Annotated in this window: 16 protein-coding genes; 8 read left to right on the top strand and 8 right to left on the bottom strand. The window is 47.5% G+C overall.

Annotated features, from left to right (window positions below; translation table 11 throughout):
* Positions 1 to 26: 26 nt before the first annotated feature.
* Entirely contained in the window at positions 27 to 2,060 is a 2,034-nt protein-coding gene (locus AC4BAP_RS06155) for a T9SS type B sorting domain-containing protein (RefSeq protein ID WP_490581745.1), read from the bottom strand.
* Positions 2,061 to 2,164: 104 nt separating this feature from the next.
* Here AC4BAP_RS06155 and AC4BAP_RS06150 point away from each other — a divergent pair, with 104 nt between their 5' ends.
* Entirely contained in the window at positions 2,165 to 2,866 is a 702-nt protein-coding gene (locus AC4BAP_RS06150; protein WP_490581744.1) for an IS1 family transposase, read from the top strand.
* Between the two features lie 263 nt (positions 2,867 to 3,129).
* Here AC4BAP_RS06150 and AC4BAP_RS06145 read toward each other — a convergent pair whose 3' ends face one another.
* Entirely contained in the window at positions 3,130 to 5,961 is a 2,832-nt protein-coding gene (locus tag AC4BAP_RS06145; RefSeq protein ID WP_490581989.1) for a serine hydrolase domain-containing protein, read from the bottom strand.
* A 586-nt stretch (positions 5,962 to 6,547) separates the two neighbouring features.
* Between AC4BAP_RS06145 and AC4BAP_RS06140 the strand changes: the two genes are divergently transcribed.
* The 3 genes from AC4BAP_RS06140 to AC4BAP_RS06130 all read left to right on the top strand — a co-directional run bounded on the left by AC4BAP_RS06140 (position 6,548) and on the right by AC4BAP_RS06130 (position 11,791).
* Positions 6,548 to 8,617, top strand: coding sequence for a M13 family metallopeptidase (locus tag AC4BAP_RS06140; RefSeq protein WP_490581743.1), 2,070 nt, complete (start codon positions 6,548 to 6,550; stop codon positions 8,615 to 8,617).
* 655 nt (positions 8,618 to 9,272) lie between these two features.
* Positions 9,273 to 10,532, top strand: a complete 1,260-nt coding sequence (locus AC4BAP_RS06135; protein WP_490581742.1) for a DUF819 family protein — start codon at positions 9,273 to 9,275, stop codon at positions 10,530 to 10,532.
* A 68-nt stretch (positions 10,533 to 10,600) separates the two neighbouring features.
* Positions 10,601 to 11,791: a C40 family peptidase gene (locus tag AC4BAP_RS06130; protein WP_490581741.1), complete on the top strand. Its 1,191-nt coding sequence runs from the start codon at positions 10,601 to 10,603 to the stop codon at positions 11,789 to 11,791.
* A gap of 720 nt (positions 11,792 to 12,511) precedes the next feature.
* On the opposite strand, the gene AC4BAP_RS06125 is transcribed toward AC4BAP_RS06130, so the two are convergent.
* The 3 genes from AC4BAP_RS06125 to AC4BAP_RS06115 are packed head-to-tail and all read right to left on the bottom strand — an operon-like array spanning position 12,512 to position 16,006.
* Positions 12,512 to 13,585 carry an aminotransferase class I/II-fold pyridoxal phosphate-dependent enzyme gene (locus AC4BAP_RS06125; protein ID WP_490581740.1) on the bottom strand — a complete coding sequence of 358 codons (1,074 nt, stop codon included), beginning with the start codon at positions 13,583 to 13,585 and terminating at the stop codon, positions 12,512 to 12,514.
* 9 nt (positions 13,586 to 13,594) lie between these two features.
* Positions 13,595 to 14,623, bottom strand: a complete 1,029-nt coding sequence (locus AC4BAP_RS06120; protein ID WP_490581739.1) for a dipeptide epimerase — start codon at positions 14,621 to 14,623, stop codon at positions 13,595 to 13,597.
* Positions 14,624 to 14,665: 42 nt separating this feature from the next.
* The gene (locus AC4BAP_RS06115; RefSeq protein ID WP_490581738.1) at positions 14,666 to 16,006 is read right to left on the bottom strand and encodes a D-alanyl-D-alanine carboxypeptidase; all 1,341 of its coding nucleotides are present in this window, start codon (positions 16,004 to 16,006) and stop codon (positions 14,666 to 14,668) included.
* Positions 16,007 to 16,254: 248 nt separating this feature from the next.
* Between AC4BAP_RS06115 and AC4BAP_RS06110 the strand changes: the two genes are divergently transcribed.
* Entirely contained in the window at positions 16,255 to 17,667 is a 1,413-nt protein-coding gene (locus tag AC4BAP_RS06110; protein ID WP_490581737.1) for an MBL fold metallo-hydrolase, read from the top strand.
* A 344-nt stretch (positions 17,668 to 18,011) separates the two neighbouring features.
* On the opposite strand, the gene AC4BAP_RS06105 is transcribed toward AC4BAP_RS06110, so the two are convergent.
* On the bottom strand, positions 18,012 to 18,878 hold the full coding sequence (locus AC4BAP_RS06105; RefSeq protein WP_490581736.1) for a pirin family protein: 867 nt from the start codon (positions 18,876 to 18,878) through the stop codon (positions 18,012 to 18,014).
* Positions 18,879 to 19,273: 395 nt separating this feature from the next.
* Between AC4BAP_RS06105 and AC4BAP_RS06100 the strand changes: the two genes are divergently transcribed.
* Positions 19,274 to 19,645 carry an STAS domain-containing protein gene (locus AC4BAP_RS06100; RefSeq protein ID WP_490581735.1) on the top strand — a complete coding sequence of 124 codons (372 nt, stop codon included), beginning with the start codon at positions 19,274 to 19,276 and terminating at the stop codon, positions 19,643 to 19,645.
* A gap of 43 nt (positions 19,646 to 19,688) precedes the next feature.
* Here AC4BAP_RS06100 and AC4BAP_RS06095 read toward each other — a convergent pair whose 3' ends face one another.
* Together AC4BAP_RS06095 and AC4BAP_RS06090 are read right to left on the bottom strand one after the other, a co-directional pair.
* The gene (locus AC4BAP_RS06095; RefSeq protein ID WP_490581734.1) at positions 19,689 to 20,225 is read right to left on the bottom strand and encodes a hypothetical protein; all 537 of its coding nucleotides are present in this window, start codon (positions 20,223 to 20,225) and stop codon (positions 19,689 to 19,691) included.
* A gap of 169 nt (positions 20,226 to 20,394) precedes the next feature.
* Positions 20,395 to 20,742 carry a hypothetical protein gene (locus AC4BAP_RS06090; RefSeq protein WP_490581733.1) on the bottom strand — a complete coding sequence of 116 codons (348 nt, stop codon included), beginning with the start codon at positions 20,740 to 20,742 and terminating at the stop codon, positions 20,395 to 20,397.
* A gap of 364 nt (positions 20,743 to 21,106) precedes the next feature.
* Here AC4BAP_RS06090 and AC4BAP_RS06085 point away from each other — a divergent pair, with 364 nt between their 5' ends.
* Together AC4BAP_RS06085 and AC4BAP_RS06080 are read left to right on the top strand one after the other, a co-directional pair.
* On the top strand, positions 21,107 to 21,739 hold the full coding sequence (locus tag AC4BAP_RS06085; protein ID WP_490581732.1) for an outer membrane beta-barrel protein: 633 nt from the start codon (positions 21,107 to 21,109) through the stop codon (positions 21,737 to 21,739).
* Between the two features lie 10 nt (positions 21,740 to 21,749).
* A complete protein-coding gene (locus AC4BAP_RS06080) occupies positions 21,750 to 22,454 on the top strand; it encodes a hypothetical protein (RefSeq protein ID WP_490581731.1) in 705 nt (234 codons plus the stop codon).
* Positions 22,455 to 22,524: the final 70 nt, after the last annotated feature.

The raw sequence follows: 22,524 nt of genomic DNA, 5'->3' as shown, positions 1-22,524 counted from the left end.
TTAATTAGTCTGAACAGTTTTAAACACTAACGGATAATGGTGACTGATCCTTTTAGCTGTTCTTTGCAGTCATTGGTAATTGCCCAGAAATAAACACCTGCAGCAAGCCCACTCCCGTTCCAGTCATTCTGATATCTTTCAGCATTAAAAACCTCTGTTCCCCAGCGGTTAAAAACCTGTAGTCTTGACCCAACCAGAGCAGCATCTACTACAAAAAAATCATTCTTCCCATCACCATTCGGGGTAATAACATTGTAGCTTGCATAATTGCTTTTATTTGTGAGACCCACTTTGATCTTAGCAGCCGTTTCACCGCACTCGTTCCTAAAAACTATAGTGTATTCTCCAGCTACTGTAACCGGCAATTCAGTTTTATTCTCTCCTGGCAATAACTGGCCGTTCCGGTACCACGCTATCCTGTTGCCACCCGGGTTAAGCACTTTTATGGTTTTACAGCCATACTCTAGCTGCGGCCTTTCTGGAAGAAAAGTCTCTTTGTTGAAAGTCACAGAAGTACTGAAGCTGATGCCGCATCCATTCTCATAACTTACCGTATAGTTACCACTTTCAGGCGATATTAGTTCACTATCCTGCTTCCCGGCAATCTCAACATCGTTTCTGTACCATTTAACTCTTTGACCAAAACTAAAATTATCAACTTTTATACTATTGCAATTATACGACAGAACGGGCACCGGCAAATTATTACCCGAGCATCCACCCAGCTTTAGTAAAAATCCATCAGACTGCCCGGCGGCTATCCAATCTAAAACATTTTCTTCTTTGAAAGTGCCAAAGAATAAACCACCTAAATAAAACTCCTGAGCGTTTACAATTGAAATGCTGTTAGCCCAGCCGGCTGTTGCTAATTTTACCTCGGTTTGGAGCTTACCGGTAGTATCGTAAGTCTGAAAAAAGGGCATGAAATTCCAGGCACCGGCTACGGCTATCCTACCCTCCTTCAATTGGATGTCACGTACAAAATCATGGCCATCCGTGCCTAATCTTTTAGCCCATTCAAGGGTTCCAGTCGCACTATACCGAGCCAGGAAAATATCAGCGCTGGCAGGGTCTTCGCTGGTGTTGACTGAGGTGATAACCTGGTTATCGAGCCTGATATTGCCTTTAAAGTTTCCTGCCAGGTAAATGCTTTTGGTGACAGGATCTAAAGCCATTGCCTGACCGCTGTTATTCAGTTGCAAGGCAGATGTCTTATTTATACTTTTAGCCCAAAGAAAATCTCCGTTAGCAGCTTGCTTTGCCAGGAATACGTCTCCATGGCCTTCTGCAGATGCTTTAAGTATACTTGTACCAAAGCTTACCGTCCCTGTATAAAATCCGGTAAAGTATGCTTCTCCATTATTATCAAGCCAAATGTCTTTAACTACTGTGTTAGAGGAACCTATTGGCTGCCTGTACCATGTTATACTTCCATCTGCAGTATACTTAACCAGCAGCAAATTATTAGCGGATGCACTTCCGCTGGTTACTTCCATCCCTGCTCCTATCGATACAGCACCAGAAACGTTAACAGATATAACAACCTCTCCTGCGTCGTTTGCTGCTATTACCCCAAAGCCCTTTGCCTCAGATAAGGATGTGCTGCCTGTAATTCCTTTTACCCAAAGTAGTTGCCCTTTCTTATCAAATTTAGCTAAAAAGGTGTTCCAGTAACTGTTACCTTTAAGAACTGAGATGCCATCAATTATCAGTTCCTGGATAAACCCTCCTGTCACATAAATATTCCCATACTTATCGGTGGCCAAACCTGCATCGCCTCCGTAACTCGGTCCCTTAAGAGCTTTAGCCCACAATACATCACCACCTTGGGTAGCTTTGTAGATAAAAATATCCGTTGCCTCCTGGTTAGTTAGTGTAAAACTCCCTATTTTGGTTGTACCCTCAAAGTGCCCGACAGCTATTATATTGCCTTCGGTATCTACAATATGGTCCTCTAAGTTATCTGTTAAGTCTGATTTGATTTGATGCGCCCACTGTACCTGTGCAAATAAAGCCAAAGCAGAAAAATACAGTATAAGGGAAAGTATAAACTTAAGCATGCTTTTGGTTGGAAGATGTGGTAAGAAGCTACAAGATAAATGGTTGTGGTCTACAATGTATGATATTGGAATAAGTATGGCAGCAAGGGTGTTTATAGGAAGTTATGTGCGAGATAACTATCCAGATAAGTTGCCCCTACTGCCACAGTATGAAGGTAGTGAAAAATGGCGTAAAGCGCACGGGGAAGCAGAATTTCCTGTGCCGATCCTGCAGGAAGCAGTTTCAACATGCATATGAAAAGGCTGGCTGTCGTCCCCAGGCAAAGCAGCTGGTGCTGGGCATGCTGGTGAGGAACTCCGGCATACGCGACATTGAGCAGGTGACGGGCGCACACCGGCAGACCGTGCTCAGGTGGCTCACTAAACAGGCAGATGCCTGTGAGTTCAGGCCCCGTCAGCAGCGCTACACCTCAGTACAGATAGACGAGGTGTGGACGTTTGTAAAAGAGCGGAAGAGGCGCAAGAGGTGGCTTTTCTACGCCTACGCGCCGGAGACGGGCGAGGTGCTGGCCTGGAGCTGGGGCAACCGCAGCCAGCACACGGTCAGAAGGCTCTACCGGCAGTTGGAGAAGCTTGAAATAGAGTGCTTCTGCACCGATGACTGGCCAGCTTTTACTAAAGTGCTGCCCCAGGAAAGGCACCTGATTGGGAAAGCTTTTACTAAACACATTGAAGGAGTGAACCTGTGTTTGAGGACAAGAAACAGAAGAATTGTAAGAAAAACGGCTTGCTTCTCTAAAAAAGAGCAGAACCATTACAACGCCATGAAACTAATATTCTATTACAGAAACTATCATACATTGTAGACCACAACCAGATAAATATATTATTTAACTCAAGTTGCGATTTATGATAAACCAGGCAGGTGTAAACACACCCCTGATTGCTGCGCTCGCTAGCTCTTTAGGGGTGGGTTAATCGCAACTTGAGTAAATTATTAAACTTCCGGATTAATCATTTTCAGGCTGGATAAATACTAAGAACGTATTTTGTATCCTAATACCATCAAAAAAGTCAGCGACTGTGCTTTACCGGAACAGGCGCTGACTTTTTATACTTTTGGCATTTATTACTGCTTCTTACTCTTCTCGATAGCATCATAAACCACCTGCAGTACATTGGTGCGGGTATTCAGCTTGCTCAGCTTTGGATTTTCCCTGCTTGGGTTTACGCGGTTGCTCAGGAATACATAAACCAGATTATTTACGGGGTCTACCCAGGCATAGGTACCTGTAAAACCGGAGTGGCCAAAGCTCTCTTTGGGTGCCGATGGGGCGGCATTGCTGTTCTGCTCGCCTGGTTTGGCTGGCCTGTCGAAGCCTAGTGCGCGGTGGTTGCCCTGCTCGCAGAACTGGCACTTGCTGAAGTTCTCCACCACGTTATCGGCGATGTAGCGATGGTAGCCATACTCACCATCGTTAAGGTACATTTGCATCAGCTTGGCTAAGTCGTTGGCGTTACCAAACAGGCCGGCGTGGCCGCTAACACCTCCCAGCATGGCAGCGCCTTCATCGTTTACAGTGCCATGCAGCAGGCTTTTCCTGAAATGTGGGTCGAACTCGGTAGGCACAATGCGCGACAGCGGGTAATGCAAGTATGGGTTGAACGTAAGTGTTGTGGCTCCCAGCGGTTCGTAAAAGTTCTCTTTCAGGTAGGTTTCAAAGTCCTCACCGGTAATGTTTTGGATCACCAGTGGCGCAAGTATAAACGACAGGTCGCTGTACACATAGCCTGGCTTCTCGTTAAGCGGATACTCGGCTATGGTCTTGTAGATTTTCTCGTGATATTTCCGGTGCATGTAGAGGTTATCTGCCACCTTTATCGGGAAGCGTTTGGAAGGTTCATCCTTGAAAGTGCGCCACTTAAACTTGCCGCTTTTTTTCACGGTCTCTTTCCAGAATGGTATCCAGGCGTACAGACGCGCCTGGTGTGTAAGGATATCTCTATACTTCAGGTTTTCCTTGTCTGTTCCTTGCAGCATTGGCAGGTAGGAACCGATGGTATTGTCTACATCGAACCGCCCTTCTCCGCTCAGTTTCATAAAAGCAGCCATGGTGGTGCTTATCTTGGTCACAGAGGCCAGGTCGTAGAGGTCGGTGTTTTGTACTGGTGTCTGGTTATCGTAAGTGTGGTAGCCGAATGATTTTTGGTAGATCACCTTGCCGTCTTTGGCCACCAGCACCTGGGCGCCAGGAGTCGCATTTTCGCGTATGGCCTCGGCAACCAGAGAATCGATCCCTGTTAAGTGCTCCGACTTAAGGCCCACGGCTTCCGGCATACTGTATGCCAGTCGTATACCACCAGGTGTTTTCAGTCCGTCGCCAAGTTTGAACGCGTTTGATACAGCCACTGGTAGTTTACCCTTTGCCCCTATCCCGCCAAATATCAACTGTGCTGCCAGGTCCTGGGTTACCGGCGTTTCCTGGTAAGCAGCCAGCACGGCATCAGCTTTATCCAGATTTTCAAGTTTGGCCAGGCTATACACATTTCCAAACACGCTCACTACTGTTGGCTTGCTGCGGATTAGGTCTTTCAGGAACAGGTCCATCTCGGCGGTGATTCCGAAGTTACTGCTGCCGGCTTTCAGGTTGAGCCTGTGCACACCGGCAATGATGAGGTTATACTTTGAAAGGTCCTGCTTTAACTGCAAAAGCTCGGAAATAGAAGCAGTTGGTTTCAGGAAGAAAGTATCGACTTTGGTATACCGTGCCAGCCCTTTCTGGAAATCAGTTTCCTTATCGGTGCCAATGGCCAGGGCAGCAATGCGCAGTGTATCGAGTTTATTAAGCGGGAGTATACTTTGCTTGTTGCGAAGCAGCGTCAGGGAGGCTTCAGTTAACTGCCGGCTCAGGTACTGGGCATATGGGTTGTTCAGGTCAGCAACCAGGTTCTTCAGTTCCACAGGCTTATACTCATCCAAACCTACCCACTGTTTGGCGGCCAGCAGCTTACGAACACGAGCGTCGATCTCTTCCTGTGTGATCTGTCCGTTTGCGATGGCTTTCTTTACTTCTTCGATGGTTGTTTTCACGTCCATGGTGTTCAGGAGCACATCGTTGCCAGCCAGCAGTGCCTTTACATCCACAATGCCCGGGTCATAGAATTTGGCTACCCCCTGCATGTTCAAAGCATCTGTAAACACCAGGCCTTTGTAGTTCATATCTTTTTTGAGCAGGTCCATCACGATCTTTTCAGACAATGTGGATGCCAGGTTCGGGGTGTTATCTAGCACCGGGATGTTCATATGGGCCACCATCACGCTGCCCAGCCCGTTTTTCATCAGTTCACGGAACGGGTACAGCTCCGTAGAGTCGAGGCGAATGCGGGAGAAGTGAATGACAGGCAGGTCGGCGTGCGAGTCTACGTTGGTATCGCCATGCCCCGGAAAGTGCTTGGCGTTTGCCAGAACATGTTCACTCTGCATGCCTTTCATGTAGGCAATGGACTTACGGGCCACGTTATACTTGTCCTCGCCAAAAGAGCGAAAGCCGATAACCGGGTTATTGGCGTTATTGTTAATGTCTACTACCGGTGCAAAGTTTACATGTATGCCAAGCCGCTTGCTCTGCCGTGCGATCTCCGCCCCCATTTCATAGATCAGTTCTTCGTTTTCTATTCCGCCCAGCGCCATCTGGTACGGGAAGCGCACCGTGCTGTCCAGGCGCATGATGAGTCCCCATTCGGCATCTATACTTACCATTAAAGGCACTTTGCTCTCAGCCTGGTAGCGGTTCGTCATCCTGGCCTGTCTCACCGGTCCGCCCTGGAAAAAGATCAAGCCGCCTACTTTGTAGGTTTTTATGATATTGCTGATCGAGTCGATGTGGGCCTGGTTGCGGTTGGAGTATACCGGAATCATGATCAGCTGCGCAATGCGTTCCTCTGGAGTCAGGGTCTTCATCACCGAGTCAACCCACTTAGAGTTCAGGTTCGCCAGGAAAGCAGGATCTCTTTTGGCATCAAAAGAAGTAACAATTGCCTTCTGTATGGTTGTGCGTCTGGTTTTGGATTTCGTGCGCTGGCCATAGGCATTTACAGCACCGCACAGCATGAAAGCAGCCAGGGAAAAGTATAGCAGGAATCTTTTCAAAACGATCGGATGGTTAAGGAACAACTGAATAGATTTGTTATATACAAGGTAAAATTACGTTAAAAAGTGCAATTAATTTAAACGACCCTGAAACCATATTAAACGAACCCCTGATTAAACCCTGCGCCTCTTTCTTCATCTAACCTACACTTTTAACGGTAATAGTGCATAACTGGTGGTAAGGATTTATACTTATAGTATGTGACTGGCAACAGCCTTTAAAACTTCTGCTCCTGATTATCAAATTTATACTTTGGCAGCGCTGATATTTTGCAGGAATTTCATGATAAACCCTTACATTGAGCTGTTTTACATTGCTAAAACAATTGAAGCAGAAACATCCAACTAATTCTATTTTAACTTAAAACTAAACTACTACTTACAACCAATGACAACCATGAAGTCTAAGAACAACTGGAAAAACCACCTCCGGATCTTACTCTTTGGAGCTGCTGTTTTTACGGCCACTGAAGCATCGGCTCAATACAAACCCGAGGAGCCGAACAAAAGAACGGTGTTTATCGACAAGGCCAACATGGACCTTGCGGTGAAGCCAGGCGATGATTTTTATACTTATGCAAACGGTGTTTGGCTACGCAACAACCCGGTTCCGGCAAAAGAAACGCGTTGGGGCAGCTTTAACGAACTGCGTGATTTTAACATCAACGCGGTTAGAAACATTCTGAACGAATCGGCTGCCAAAACCAATGCTGCTGCTGGCTCTGTGGAGAAACGTGTTGGCGATTTCTATGCCGCCGCCATGGACAGCGCAGCTATAGAGAAAGCGGGTTACACGCCTATTAAAGCCGACCTGAAAAGAACCGGCAAGATAAAAGATGTTAACGGTTTGCTGAATGAGGTGGCGTACATGCGCACCACTGGCTCCGGCTCTCCTATGTTTGGTTTCTTTGTGGGCCAGGACCGCAAGAACCCGAACACCATGATACCGCAGCTTAGCCAGGGTGGCACCACATTGCCAGACCGTGACTATTACCTGAAAGACGACGCACGCAGCCAGAAGATCCAGGCTGCCTATAAAAACTACATCACTACCCTGTTTACTTTAACAGGTGTGCCAAAAGCAACTGCCGAGAAAAACGCCGAGACAATCTTCATTTTAGAGAAGAAACTGGCTGCTGCACAAATGGCACGCGTAGAGATGCGCGACCCGCACAAAACCTACAATAAGTTTGCTGTAGCCGAGTTTAGCAAAACCACTCCGAATATGGATTGGAAAGCGCTGATGGCAAAGATGAAAGTAAACGGCGAGGACACTATACTTGTGAACAACCCGAAATTCTTTGTTGAGCTAAACGGGATGCTGAAGAGTGTGCCTACCAAAGACTGGGCTACTTACATGCAGTGGAACGTACTGAAATCTGCTGCGCCATACTTAAGCGCTGATTTTGTGAACGCTAACTTTGCCTATTCACAGTCCTTAACGGGCCAGAAAGTACAGACCCCGAGATGGCAGCGCATGTCGCAGTTGACGGACGGCACTATTGGCGAATTGCTGGGACAGCTGTATGTGCAGAAGCACTTTAAGCCGGAAGCAAAGGCACGTATGAACGAGATGATCGCCAACCTGATCAAGGCTTACGAGATCCGCATCAAAGGACTGGACTGGATGAGTGCCGCCACAAAAGAGAAAGCACTGGCAAAACTGCATGCTTTCCGTCCGAAGGTGGGTTACCCTGACAAGTGGGAGGCTTACGAAGGTTTGGAGATCTCTCGCAACTCCTTCTTTACAAACATGCGCAACGCTGGCCAGTGGGGTTACAACAAAATGGTAAGCCAGCTTGGCAAGCCAGTAGACCGTGAGCGTTGGGGCATGACACCTCCGACTGTAAACGCCTACTACAGCCCGGTAATGAACGAGATCGTGTTCCCGGCAGGTATCCTGCAGTTCCCGTTCTTCGACCCGAATGCCGACGATGCGGTTAACTATGGTGGTATCGGTGCCGTGATCGGCCACGAGATCTCACACGGTTTCGACGACTCTGGCAGCCAATACGACAAAGACGGTACACTGCGCAACTGGTGGACAGCAGAAGACTTAGCTAAATTCAAGGAGAAGGCAGCTGCCCTTGCCAAGCAGTATGATGATTACACTGTACTTGATACCATCCATGTGAATGGCAAGCTTACGTTAGGTGAGAACATCGGTGACCTTGGTGGTTTGAGCGCTGCATACGAAGCGTTTAAAATGACGAAGCAGGGCCAGTCTAACGAAATGATCGATGGCTTTACGCCGGATCAGCGTTTCTTCCTAGCATGGGCACAGGTATGGCGCGCTAATACCCTTCCGGAAACAGCCGCTCAGCTTATCCTGACAGACACTCACTCTCCGGGACAATACCGTACAATTGGTGCTCCAGTTAACATGGATGCCTGGTACAAAGCATTCGATGTGAAACCGGGTGATAAGCTGTACAAAAAGCCAGAAGACAGAATCAGAATCTGGTAAGTATAAAGTATACTAAGTGTACTTGAACTTTGAAAGAGGAAACGACTTAGTTGTTGGTTCCTCTTTTTGTTTTTAGGTACATCAGGACTCTACACAGGTATAATCATCCCCCTGCCCCTCTCAAGCTACGCTTAGAACACAAGTATAAAATGCTCAATCTACCGCGAGTTTTCAACTCGCGGCAGGAATAACAGCGTATGTAAATTTGTGTCCTAATAGTAGTAGGCCCCTCTCAAGAGGGGAATTACATAAGTGATTGTCCCCCTTTGAAGGCAGGGTCGTTTCATTCTACTATTTCCTGGCGCGAATCTCCAGATTCGTGACTTACAAGTAATGTTGAGTCTCCGACTCAACTGGCCTGAAAGGCCAGAAACAGCAGGCAATGAACTTAAAAACTTGTGCTATATAAGATTAATCTTAGAATGACACGACCCTGCCTTTGAAGGGGGTAGGGGGATGACAATCGTATTAGAAACAATGATTCACCAACTTGTAGTATACAGAAAATACAAATCACCCAATACGTTATATTTTCTATTGATAATCCCAATAAAAATAACGTAGTTTAGGGTTGCGGCATTAGGTCAGATTTTGAGTAAACACTGCAAGTTGCCGCACCATCAATTCTCAACAACACTAACACGACAACACCTACATGGAGCAAGTCTCTTCGCCAGCCCCGCTAATCACCAACGATGCCGTTGTGCTGGGGATTCTGGTAGTTATTCTGGCATTTGTGTTTAAAACCTCGGCCAGCAAGCATCCTTTTTTCAGAAAGTTTTACTCAGTGGTGCCTTCGGTACTGCTTTGTTACCTGATCCCAAGTATACTTAACTCCCTCAACATCATATCCGGAGCGCAATCTGGCTTGTACACAGTGGCGTCGCGTTACTTGCTGCCTGCCAGTTTGGTGCTTTTTACCCTGAGCCTGGACCTGAAGGAGATCTGGAAGCTTCGCCATAAAGCGGGCTTAATGTTTATAACCGGCACGGCAGGCATCATGATCGGAGGACCTATGGCCATACTGATCGTGTCAACCTTTGCCCCTGACATAGTGGGCGGAGAGGGTCCGATGGCTGTATGGCGCGGGCTTTCAACCATAGCCGGCAGCTGGATCGGCGGCGGTGCCAACCAGTTGGCCATGTTTGAGGTGTTTAAACCAGACCCGAACCTTTTCTCCGCTGTGATCGCCGTTGACGTGATAGTAGCCAATGTATGGATGGCCGTGTTACTTTACGGGGCAGGTATCAGCGAACGCATCGACAGGTTCTTTAAGGCGGATAGTACTGCTGTAAACGACCTGAAAGTAAAGATAGAGACGCACCAGCAAAGCATCATGAAGATCCCAAGCCTGGCTGACCTGGCCATGATAGCCGGTGTTGGCCTGGGTGTTACGGGTATAGCTCACTTCTTTGCCGACATCATTGCCCCCTGGATCGAGTTGAATGCACCTTACCTTGATAAGTTCAGCCTGACTTCTGGCTTTTTCTGGATCGTGGTAATCGCCACAACGATTGGTATTTTGATGTCATTTACCAAAGCACGTGACCTGGAAGGCGTAGGTGCCACCAGAATAGGCAGTCTTTTCCTGTACATACTGGTAGCCACCATCGGTATGCAGATGGATATTACAGCCATTGTCAGTCAGCCGGGTTTATTTCTCGTAGGTATCATCTGGATAATAGTGCACATGCTGTTGCTATTCGTGATCGGTAAACTGGTACGCGCGCCGTTCTTCTTCCTGGCGGTGGGTAGCCAGGCGAATGTGGGCGGGGCCGCCTCTGCCCCTATTGTGGCGGCTGCCTTTCATCCTGCGCTTGCCCCTGTTGGCGTGTTACTCTCTATTCTGGGCTATGCTGTAGGTACTTATGGTGCTTATTTGTCTGGGTTAATGATGCAACTGGTAGCCCCCTGACAGAATTTTATTCCGATAATTTAAGTTATACTCTGGAACGCTAGGTTAATCCTGAAACATACTTTACTATGAAAAACGGTGCTTCTATATTGTTACTTGGCACTTTACTAGCCTGCACATCAACAAAAACAACCATGCCTACAGCCACAAGCCCAGCCCCTTCGCCGCTTGCCACACACATAGAGGCGGTGCGCAAGCAATTTGCGCCAGACAAACGCACGGTGCTGTTCGATGTATCCGCTAAAGAGAATGGTGTGCTCACCGGCGAAACCATACTTCCGGAGGCAAAGGCCGAACTGTTGAAAAGGCTGCAGGCAGCAAACCTGGCTTTTACAGATAGCATCAACGTACTGCCGGAGGCTGAGCTGGATGGCAAACACTATGGCGTGGTTACGATCTCAGTGGCCAACATACGCTCACAGCCAAAACACCCGGCAGAGTTAGCCACACAGGCTACTATGGGTACCCCGGTAAAAGTATGGAAAAAGGAAAACGGCTGGTACCTGGTACAAACCCCGGATCATTACCTGGCCTGGGTAGATTACGCTGGTATAAAGCTGATGACCAAAGCTGAACTGGAAAGCTGGCAGAAAGGCGAAAAGCTAATTTATACGAATCCGTATGGGTTTGTCTTTTCATCTTCAGATAAGCGGAGCGCCACTATCTCAGACCTTGTTTATGGTGACGTGATGCTACTGAAAAACAAAGCCAAAGACTTTTACGAAGTGAGTTTCCCGGATGGCCGCACCGGATTTATACCTGCATCAGAAGCCATACTTTATAAAGACTGGATCACAAGCCGGCAGCCAACCGAGGAAAACCTTGTGAAAACCAGTAAGCAGTTATTGGGGCTTCCATACTTATGGGGAGGCACTTCCTTTAAAGGCGTGGACTGCAGCGGATTTACCAAAACGGTGTACTTTATGAACGGCATGGTGCTGCCCCGCGATGCCTCGCAGCAAGTGCACGAGGGCGAACTGGTAGATACAGAGAAGAACTGGGACAACCTGCGCCCCGGCGATTTATTGTTCTTCGGCACACCAGCCAAAGACGGTAAGCCAGAGCGTGTAGTTCACGTTGGTATGTGGATCGGGGGCAACAAAGAGTTTATCCATTCAGCTGGCCGCGTGCGCATCAACTCCATGGACCCTGCAGCCGCCAATTATGATGACTACGAAAACAACCGTTACCTCCGAACAAAACGCCTAAAGCCGAGCCAAAATGTGATTGACCTGCGCGCCAGTTCTATTTATGAATAGTGCGTCCGCATTCAAATAATTTCAGAATCCCGCTGCCAGGTTAAGGTAGCGGGATTTTTTTATTCGTAGGTCTTCTTCCCTTTTCGATTTATGTAGATCCGGGATTGTAGATTTAGCTAAGGTGGGGAGTTTTTCGCAGGATGTAAACATCCCCCTACGCCCCCTTCAAAGGGGGACTTTCATAATACCGGGTCAAACCACCCCTTTATCCCCTCCTGGGGGTGAAGGGGCCCCCTTTAGAGTCAAAGTAGGGGAGTTTTTAGTGAACGATTGACACACCCCTGCACCCCTCTCGAGAGGGGAATCTCTGCTATTACTACATTATAATGTAAGTTTCATTGCTGAGGCTATTCCTCGGACAGGTCACGACCTGTCCCTACAAATCGGACTTTATACTTCCTCTCCAATTGCGACAGCCGCTTACAAAGAAGTGTCCATCCCAGTCCTTGGACTGAGCGCCTCGAGAGGTTCCGGTGACGAACGGAGTGAGGCATTGCGACGTTAGGAGCAAAGGAAGCGAAAGCAGCGCGATGGCCAAGGACGAGGCCACCCGGCCTTGAGGGCACCAAAGCCTAAGGTGAAACTATAGGCAGGTAAGACTGAGGATGAACAGCAATTAGATAAACATACAGAGAGAAAGCAGCATACTTAACAACGATTGCTACACAATCAAAATACTGGACTTTCAAAGGGAGAGGGAGCTGTTGGACCCTAGACCGCTTATACTTTATACTTCACCTTCCCCCCTACACTATACTTCCCAATCATCTCAGCCAATTGAGCAATATCCTCTGAAGTATGCAGGCTGTTGATGATGATGCGGGTGATGGGTTCGCTGTTGGGTTCGGGGTAAGGGAAGCAGGAAATGATTACCTTGTCTTTTAAAGCAAAGTATAAATGGTGGTCGGAAGTATAAAAAACCGGATAGGTATCAAAATAAGCAAACAACTGCGTGTGACTTACCAATTCCTGGAAAACCTGCACGTTCTGTTGAAGTTGCTGCCTGGCCTCAGCATAAAGTTGCCCGGCATGCACATAGGCGTACATATAGGCTGGAGGTGCTGGAGAACCTGCTACAAAGTATAAAGACTTCCGCAGTGTTGCAATGCATTCTTCTGACCCCATCACCACGCCGCCAGTAATGCCCAAAGCCTTGCCCAGTGACGATACCAGCACCAACCGCACGTTGGAATTAATAAGTCTTTTCAGCTCAGGATACATGCCAGCACCCTTCTCTCCCAGCACACCCAACCCATGCGAGTCATCGAGCACTAATGTAATCTGCTTATCTGCCGGCAAGCTGACAACCCACTCAAAATTATATCTGCAGGCCCTGAGAGGGTCCACAGAGTTCATCACCAGCACGACTTCCTCTGTTACTGTTTCAAAACGCTCTTCCAATGACTGCACCCACGCAGTATAGGAAGTATGGTTGGCATCGGAAGGCGTACGCCACAAGGCCGGGTGCGCATCGGGTGCATAAAAGAATGGCTGCCCCTTATCCAAAGTCCGGATCAGGGCCTGCGCCGCCATATACCCCGACGAAAACGTAAGCGCCGCCTCTGCTCCTACCATGGCAGCCAGCATGTTCTCCGCTTTCTCATACACCGCCAGTTTCAGGTTCGATGCCCTGGAGCTGGAGTACGTAGTCCCGTAGCGTTTGCCCCCCTCCTGCAGCAGTGCCGCCAGTTCCGGGTTAGCGTTCATGCCCAGGTAAGAGGTACCACTAAAGTATAGGCGTTCCTGCCCGTCAACTACAACGGTTCGGCCGGTAAGCTGCTCTACCACAGGCATAGTACAGGCTTAAGCTTCTATTAACTGAGGCAACAGGTAAGCACCCGTACCGTTAGCTTCCGGGTAAATAATCCCGTTCTCTGTTACTCTTACCCCCGAGGCAATGTCCTCTTTCAGAAGTATGGCGCCATCCATATCCACGTAATCCAGCATAGGGGCCAGATGGCCGATGGCAGATATGCCCACAGAAGACTCCGTCATGCACCCGATCATCACTTTCATACCCAGTTTACGGGCTTGTTTGATCATGCGCAGCGCAGGGGTTACACCACCGCACTTGGTCAGCTTAATATTTACTCCATGGAAGTGGTTATGGCATTTGGCTACGTCCTGCTCTACAATGCAGCTTTCATCAGCCATCAGCGGCAAGGCAGAATGTTTGTAGACTTCTTTCATGCCTTCCAGGTTGTCGGCTTTCATGGGTTGCTCGATAAACTGCACGCCCAGCTTCTTCAGCTCTGCCGAGTAATTTATCGTCTGGTCCACGCCCCAGGCACAGTTGGCATCCACCCTGAAAATAGCATCAGTATGCCTGCGCAGTTCACGCACAATTTCCAGGTCGTTGTCGGTGCCCAGTTTTATCTTGTAGATCGGCCACGGTTTATCTTTCATCTTCTGCACCATCTTCTCAACAGTATCAATACCAATAGTATAGTTTGAGACAGGCGCTTTGGCAGGGTCTAGGCCCCATAGTTGATACAAGGGTTTTCCCATCTTTTTGCCATACAGGTCGTGGGCCGCGATGTCCAGGGCACATTGTGTAAAAGAACTGTGCTGCAAAGCCGGACGCACCTGCTCCCAGAAAGCGGCTGGGTCAGTGATGTTGGTAGATTCGATCTGCTCCCGGATGTTCTCCAGGTTCTGTGTCATACTTTCAATGGTAACGCCATAGTATGGGTTGCTGGTGGCCTCGCCATACCCTTTGTGCTCTCCGTCCTGCAACTCCACGATCAGGGTGTCCTGCACATCGCGCGAGTCGTAGGATATGGTAAAGGTGTGCTGCAGTTGCAAGGCAAAAGATCGGATAGTTAACTTCATAGTATGGCTTGTTTAGGTGATGCTGTAACTTATAAATCAAGGTTAGTATTTCTCGTGGATCTCGGTCATGATGCGCACCATTTCCTGGCGTATCTCATCCGAAGATTCTTTAAAGTTGTTGTTCATGAAACTGAAAAGCAGCAGCTTCCCGCTTTTGGTTCTGATGTAGCCGCTCTGGTTATGCACATGCGCCAAGGTGCCCGACTTACCAAACACAAACGGCACCTCTGCTTTATAGATGCTCCGGAAAGTGCCTGGCCTTCCCCCTACCGCCAACAAGGGCAGCAGCCTTTCGTTGGGGCGTTCCTGCTGCAGCTTATGCAATAGCACAATTATACTTCTCGGGGTAAACATGTTCATCGCAGACAAACCCGAACCATCCACCCAAACGGGTTTATCCGGCAGATCCTGCAGGTAATTATCCAGTACGTATTTTATACTTTTCTCTACGGATAAAGTATCGGAAAGCTTACCAGAGCATAACACCATCAGTTGTTCCGCCAGCAAGTTATCGCTTACCTGCAACATGCGCTTGTACACACTGTCCGAGGGCAAACCTGGCAGCACCTGGTATACTTTCGGGATTGGCTTTTTCAGCAATCGCACTTCTTTTTTAAGTGTATCGGCAAGCAGCTGGGTGGTCAGCTCCGGAGAGGTTATAAAAGGCACCTCCACCGAAAAACTTGGCCTGGCGCTTTTCGGATAATAGGTCAAGCTGTTGCTGCGCCACCCACGCACAAACGAGTCGCCTTGCGGCTGCACAGTTGCCGTATCTGCTTTAACAGAGGCTTTAAAAAAGGCAGGTGCCGTGGTGTACGGACTGTTCTCTTTGCGGTAGAATTTTACGATGTTGCCATGGATCGGGAAAACGCTGCGCTCCGGCTGGTAATAATAGTTGTAGTCATCCCAGCCCCAGTTAATGGCAAAGGGCGTGCTGCTAAAAGGTGCTTCGATGTAGTATAGCTTCTCTTTTCTCTTCTTCAGGAAATCGTAGGCAATGGTATTCTTTACGTCCATGTGCGTAAAGGTGGGATCACCGGTACCCCAGAAAAGCAACGAATCTCCCCGCACGGTATACTTCAAAGCCGGTAGTTTGTCATCCAGCATTTTAAGGCAGGCGTAGAACGTGAAGAGTTTTGTATTGGAGGCTGGCACAAAGTACTTGTCGGCGTTATGTTCCACCACCATCTGCCCCAACTCCGGATCATACAAGGCAAAGCCCACAAAGCGACTTACCTTCTTCTCCGATTCCTTAACCCGTTGCAGAATGGTTTCCGGGCCATACTTGTCTGCAGTGGACACAGGCTGTTTCTGGGTAACACACGAAACCTGCGCAAACAGCAGCATAGCCAGTATAAAGTATGAGTAAACGCGTATCTGCATGTTTATGCGGTTTGTGAAACAGAAAGCTTAAATAAACGAATTTTACTATATACTCAAAACTTTTATCCACCTATTTTACAGGCATCTACAGTCAAGTAATTATCAAGCGATTACACTACGATACCGCACCGCCTTTTACCTGCATTTATTGATATAAATCACTGCGGCAAGATCATTGGTAATGACATTAGTCATCATAATTTGTAATTTTAAAGCTGATATTTACACCGACGCTAATACCTAACGATATGAAAGTAGAACAGATCTATACTGGCTGCCTTGCCCAGGGCGCTTACTACATCGAAAGCAACGGCGAAGCTGTGATCATCGATCCGCTTCGTGAGATAGAGCCATACCTGGACAAAGCAGCTGAAAACGGGGCAACTATAAAGTATGTGCTGGAAACGCACTTCCACGCCGATTTTGTTTCAGGCCATCTTGACCTGGCAAAAGCAACTGGCGCACCCATTGTGTTCGGGCCAAACGCTAACCCAACCTTCAATGCGCACATTGCCACTGATGGTGAAGAACTGAAAGTTGGCAACCTAATCATACAAGTGCTGCATACTCCCGGCCATACCATGGAGTCCACAACATATCTGTTAAAGGATGAGCAGGGCAAGGATTATGCGATCTTTACCGGCGACACGCTGTTTATCGGCGACGTTGGCCGCCCTGACCTGGCTGCCAAATCGGACCTGACGCAGGAGCAACTGGCTGGTTTCCTATATGATTCATTGCGTAACAAGATCATGCCGTTGGCTGATGATGTGATCGTTTACCCGGCACATGGCGCTGGCTCAGCCTGTGGCAAGAACATGAGCAAAGAGACGTTCGATACGCTGGGCAACCAGAAGAAAAACAACTATGCCCTGCGTGCCGACATGACCGGAGAAGAGTTTGTGAAAGAGGTTACCGATGGATTGCTGCCTCCGCCAAACTACTTTCCTTTTAACGTGCAGCTAAACAAAGAGGGCTACGACAGCATCAGCCAGGTGCTGGAAAAAGGATTAACAGCGCTGTCGCCGGTAGCCTTTGCCGCAGCCGCTGCAGAAACCGGCGCGCTTATTCTTGACACCCGTAAACCGCAGGCTTTTGCACAAGGCTTTATCCCGAACTCTCTGTTTATTGGCATTGACGGTGGTTTTGCGCCGTGGGTAGGTACTCTGATCAAAGACCTGAAGCAGCCTATACTTTTTGTAGCTGATACCGGACGCGAGGAAGAAGTGGTTACCCGCCTTTCCAGAGTTGGTTACGACAATACCATCGGGTACCTGCAGGGCGGCATAGAAGCCTGGAAAGCAGCCGGAAAAGAGGTAGACACCATCACTTCGATAACTGCAGATGAATTTGCCGCTTGCTATGCACAGGATGCAAGTATAAACGTGATTGATGTGCGTAAGCCAGGTGAGTTCCAGGCAGAGCACATTGTTACAGCCCAGAGCAGCCCACTGGATTACCTGTATGATAACCTGGCTGCTTTACCAAATAACGAGACACTTTATATCCATTGTGCTGGTGGCTACCGCTCCATGATCGCGGCTTCTATACTTAGGGCACGTGGTTTCGAGCAACTGATCGATGTGCAGGGTGGTTATGGTGCGATCTCTAAAACTGATATCCCAAAAACCAAATTCGTTTGCCCGAGCACTGTGGGTTAAGCGGCCATTTTCTAAAAATAAAGGCTGTTGCAACCTGCTGCAACGGCCTTTATTTTTTTGACGTACTTTACTTTTGCTCTTCGGGATTTGTAATCCCGAAGTATATACTATCAGGATTTTCAATCCGGCTTAGCATCAGTGTCGCTAGAACAAGCTTGGGGAAATTAAAGCGGATTACAAATCCTGATAATAAACTGCTTTCGGATTGCAAATCCGAAAGAGCTTTTACATTAAATTAACGGCATTGAGTTTACACTTTCCTGGTTTATTGTAACTCGCAACTTAAGCCAATTAAAACGAAGCGGCCCTTGCAGTTTGCTGCAAGGGCCGCTTCGTTTTAAGAGCTACTCTATTAGTATCCCCATTTTACCCATTTGATAATCCCGCATGGCCTGCATGATCTCGGTCTGGGTGTTCATCACAAACGGCCCATGCGATACTACCGGTTCATTGATCGGTTTACCCGCCATCAGCAATATGCGTGTATCCTCCTTGGCAGTAAGGGTGCACGCTTCCCCGTCGTTGTGCAGCACCACAAGGTTATGGCCCTCCACCAAACCAAAGCCTTCGTAACTGATGCTGCCATCCAGTATGTATAAAAAGGCGTTATGATCTACTGGAATCGGGAAAGTATACTTTGCGCCTGCCTGCATAAAAATACGCAGCGAAAGTATAGGCACTGCCATCTTTACCGGCCCTTTTATACTTTCAAACTCGCCTGCCACAACACTTACAGTAACTTTTCCTCCGTTCAGTTCAACGGTTGGGGTATCTTCGGCTTGTAGCGGTATGTATTGCGGCTGGTTCATTTTATGCGACTTAGGCAGGTTTACCCACAGCTGTATAATCTCCTGCACTCCTCCCCGTTGCTCAATGTCTTCCGGGGGCCTTTCGCTGTGTACAATGCCCATGCCGGCATTCATCCACTGGGTGCCGCCCTCGTACACCACATTATCGTTGCCTCTGGAGTCGCGGTGGTGCACACCACCCTTATAGACAAAGGTAACCGGTGAGAAACCCCGGTGCGGATGCGGCCCCACGCCGGAGCGTTTTGGAATGGTACCTTTAGGCAGTTTTCCTACATGGTGGTGTAACAACAGGAACGGATCCAAATGCTCAACCTGCTGCGTTGGGAAAGGCTGGCGCACCGGCATTCCGCCCATATCCACCATCTCGGCAAATAATATTTTATTTACAGTCCTATTCTTCATTTATACTATATAAAGATACTCCATTATAGTGCATAATCACCGTATTTCATGTTGCTACACTCATTATATACCATTTTAAGCCAAATAGTTATCATATCTTTTAAAAATCAGATGTGTAGCTTTAGCTAATGCATAGAGCCTTTCAGCGAAACACCTTGCACTTTTTGGGTTATGTAACACTAAATAACTTTAAATCAGTATACATATAGTCAGTATACATATAGTAAGAGAGTTATAAAAACACAATTTAAATAATTATTATTTGAATATTTTTTATAGAAATAATACATATATTTGCTATCACAAAGTAGGTTTATGTAGGTAAAACTGCAACCAGATAAACTAAAGCAGGAAGCTGATATGATAGAGATCTTTTAATACAAGATAGAAGTGTGATGGAGAAGTTTACAGCAGAGGTAGAAAAAGTAGAAAACGTAACAGCCGTGCGGTTATCAGGTGAGCTAGACGCCAATACCGCAGTGTCTGCCGACGATGCGTTGCAGGAGGCGATTACACAGGCACCTAACAAAGCCCTGCTGATTGACTGCACAGATCTACACTACATATCCTCTGCCGGATTAGGTGTTATACTTTCCTCTCTGCACTTGTGTAAGCAACATAACATAAAAGTGGCATTTTTTGGGCTGCAACCAAAAATCAAGAATGTGTTTGCCATTTTAGGCATTGAAAAGATCATAAACACTGCCCCCAATGAAGAGGAAGCGTTGGCTTTTCTAAATAACGGATCAGGCCAGAACGGCCATTAAATATCAAGGCCCGGTATTTTACCGGGCCTTGCCATTATATAGCTTACCACCTGTCACGTCTTTTGTCATAGTTATCATACCTATCGTTGGGGTGACTGCCGCCATAACCCGATGAGGAGGCATCATAGCCAGCATTACCACCGCGGCCACTCATGGCACCGTACTCCGGTGCACCGCCATAGCCTCCGTGCGAACTGTAGTTTGAGCCTCCAAAAGCAGCCCCGCTGTACCCACCTAATCTGCCAGAGCCATAGCCCTGCATGCGCTGTGCCTGGCGCTCCCGCTTCATTTGTTCCACATAGTCATCCTCATAAGCATTGTTCCTGAAACTGGGGTAGCCATAGCCCTGGCGTATGTCATCCAGTTCGTGCCGGCTGCTGCTTACGCTATCATAGTAGTCTCTTACCATGTCATAGTCACGGTGGCGATATTCCTCAGCTTCCTGTTCCCTGTTAAAGTCCCCATGCCTGCCGCTGTGCTGCCCTGGTCTGCCATGGCCCCATCTATTCTCGAAGCGGTCCCTTTCAGGTCTGCCGTGTTCATGGCCATAGTATGCGTCATCCCGATAGTATCTTTCCATAGCATCTGTAATTTAAATTAACCTTTATTTTTAACGTACTGTGAGGCCTCCGGTTGGCCTTGTCTGGGCTGTACAAAAAAGAAAGGCCCACTAGTGGGCCTTTTTCATAGTTTATATTTGTCTTTGTTATTATCAGTGCATTGTTTCGCCAGCGAGCATGTCGTATTGCTTAATCGCGTGGACCGAAGCCGGAAGTACGATAGCCATAGGTGTTTCTTTTGGTTACGTCATATCCGGAGTCAAAAATTTCTTCTTCGCTTTGGGGTAATGAGTGGTAATTGCTGCCAGCCTGCCTAAGAGCTCTTTCCTGTCCCAGGCTCTTGGCTCTTCCACCTTGTTCACTAAACCTAGGATGCGCCTCGTTTACAGCAGGTTTGTTTTTCAAAGCATATCCCCAAACACTTTTGTTAGGGTTATAAAGATCGGCGTATTCACGGCTTTGCCCACTGAAGCCAGAATCATAACTGTTGTCGAATGGATCGTAAGAAGAACGATCAGACTGATAATCTCTAGACATAACCTTACAATTAAAATAATTTAACAATAACTTGCACTATAAACGTATTTTTAATGTAGTAGTTCCCCTCATAAGCCTATTTAATTTCACTTATACTGCGCATCATTATTTTCTGCCCTTCTGCCTAAAGTTATCTTCGGAATTCAGCTACTATTTTAAACGAATCTCAAAAATAATCGGCCAATAAGTTTAATGGCAAAACACTGTTATTTAATAACTTATACTTAAACAAAGCTTTCCCGCACCGGAAAGTAGTACCAATCATACTATTGGCACCTGGCTAACCATAGCAACAATCGAATATATCTCAAACTATTTTTTCCTATATTCGTTCTTTGAATCTTAAAATCCCATAAAAACAAACATGAAGAAATTTGCATTGATTGGCCTGCTGGTGCTGCTTAGCACGGGGGCGTTTGCGCAAACTACTGCCGGCAACATATCGCTGGGCGGTTCTGTCGGTTTCAATACCTCTTCCCAGGATGAGTTAAATTCCGAAAATAAGTACACCATGTTTTCAATTAACCCATCTATCGGGTACTTTGTGAAAGACGGACTGGAACTTGGCCTGAACACGCAGCTTGTCTTCGGGACTAACACCACGAAAAGCGAGGGCTCAGCATCAGAAGTAAAGAACAAGGATTTTGGCTATGCCATAGGCCCTTATCTCAGAAAGTATGTAAGTATAACCGAAAAGCTTCATTTTACCGCCACAGGTGGTTTTGGGTATCAGCACAGCAGAACCAAGAACCCGGACCTGGACAAAGAACTCCTTTCCAGCGCATCAGGGTATTACATAACGGCTGTGCCAGGGCTGACTTATTTTGCAACACCTAAACTGGGATTTACCGCCACCATCGGCAACATCGGCTACAACAGCACCACCATTACTGATGAGCAGTCTACGCCAAAGAATGAGCATACTTCAAAGCAATTCGAATTCGACATTACCCCTGCAACGGCTACCCTGGGCATCCGCTATTTTATAAACCGATAAAGAATAAGCCATGAACAAGATATTTCTAACGGCTTTGCTTTGCGTGCTGGTGCATACGGGTTTTGCGCAGTTGCAGAAAGGCACCTGGGCTACTACCGGCAACATTAGCTACCTCCGGGAGAACCAGGAACGCGATGCTGCCACAGACGCACAGCCAAAAGTTGAAGCAAAGTATGAAAGGTTTCAACTAAGGCCCTCCATAGGCTTCTTTGTGTCGGATGGGTTTGAGCTGGGCATTACTGCCGGATACGACTACTCAGATTATGTGCGTAATAGTTCTACTCAGACGTATGCCACTGCCAACAGCTACGAGGTAAAGAGTTATACAGCTGGCGTGTATGCGCGAAAGTATAAGTTTCTGGCCGCCAACGTGGCTGTGTTTGGCCAGGGAGATATTAATTACATTGCCTCCGATGTGCTTTCAGAGTTTGTTGGCAGCGGTGCTTTTAATACTTATAAAGCTGACTACAGGTCTGATGTGAAGCATTTTTCAGTAAACTTAAGGCCTGGTGTGTCCTTTTTTGTGCACGACAGAATCAGTCTGAATGCCTTGTACGGTGCCTTAAGCTACAGCCGGTCTGATATGGACCACAAACGGTCCGAAGTAATTTTCGGTCAGAATAATTCTTCGGAATACAGCACAGACGCTTATGACCTGCGCTTCGACTTCAGCGGGCAATCCCTTAGCCTTGGCCTTAGTTTATACTTCAGGTAAAGGTTGAGGAACAAATGCAAAAAGCCCGGGCAATTTATACTTGTCCGGGCTTTTTTTATGATACTGATTT

Source organism: Pontibacter sp. GD7 (assembly GCF_058216375.1).
Note: the sequence above shows the minus strand (reverse complement) of the source record. Positions and strands in the feature narration are given on the sequence as shown.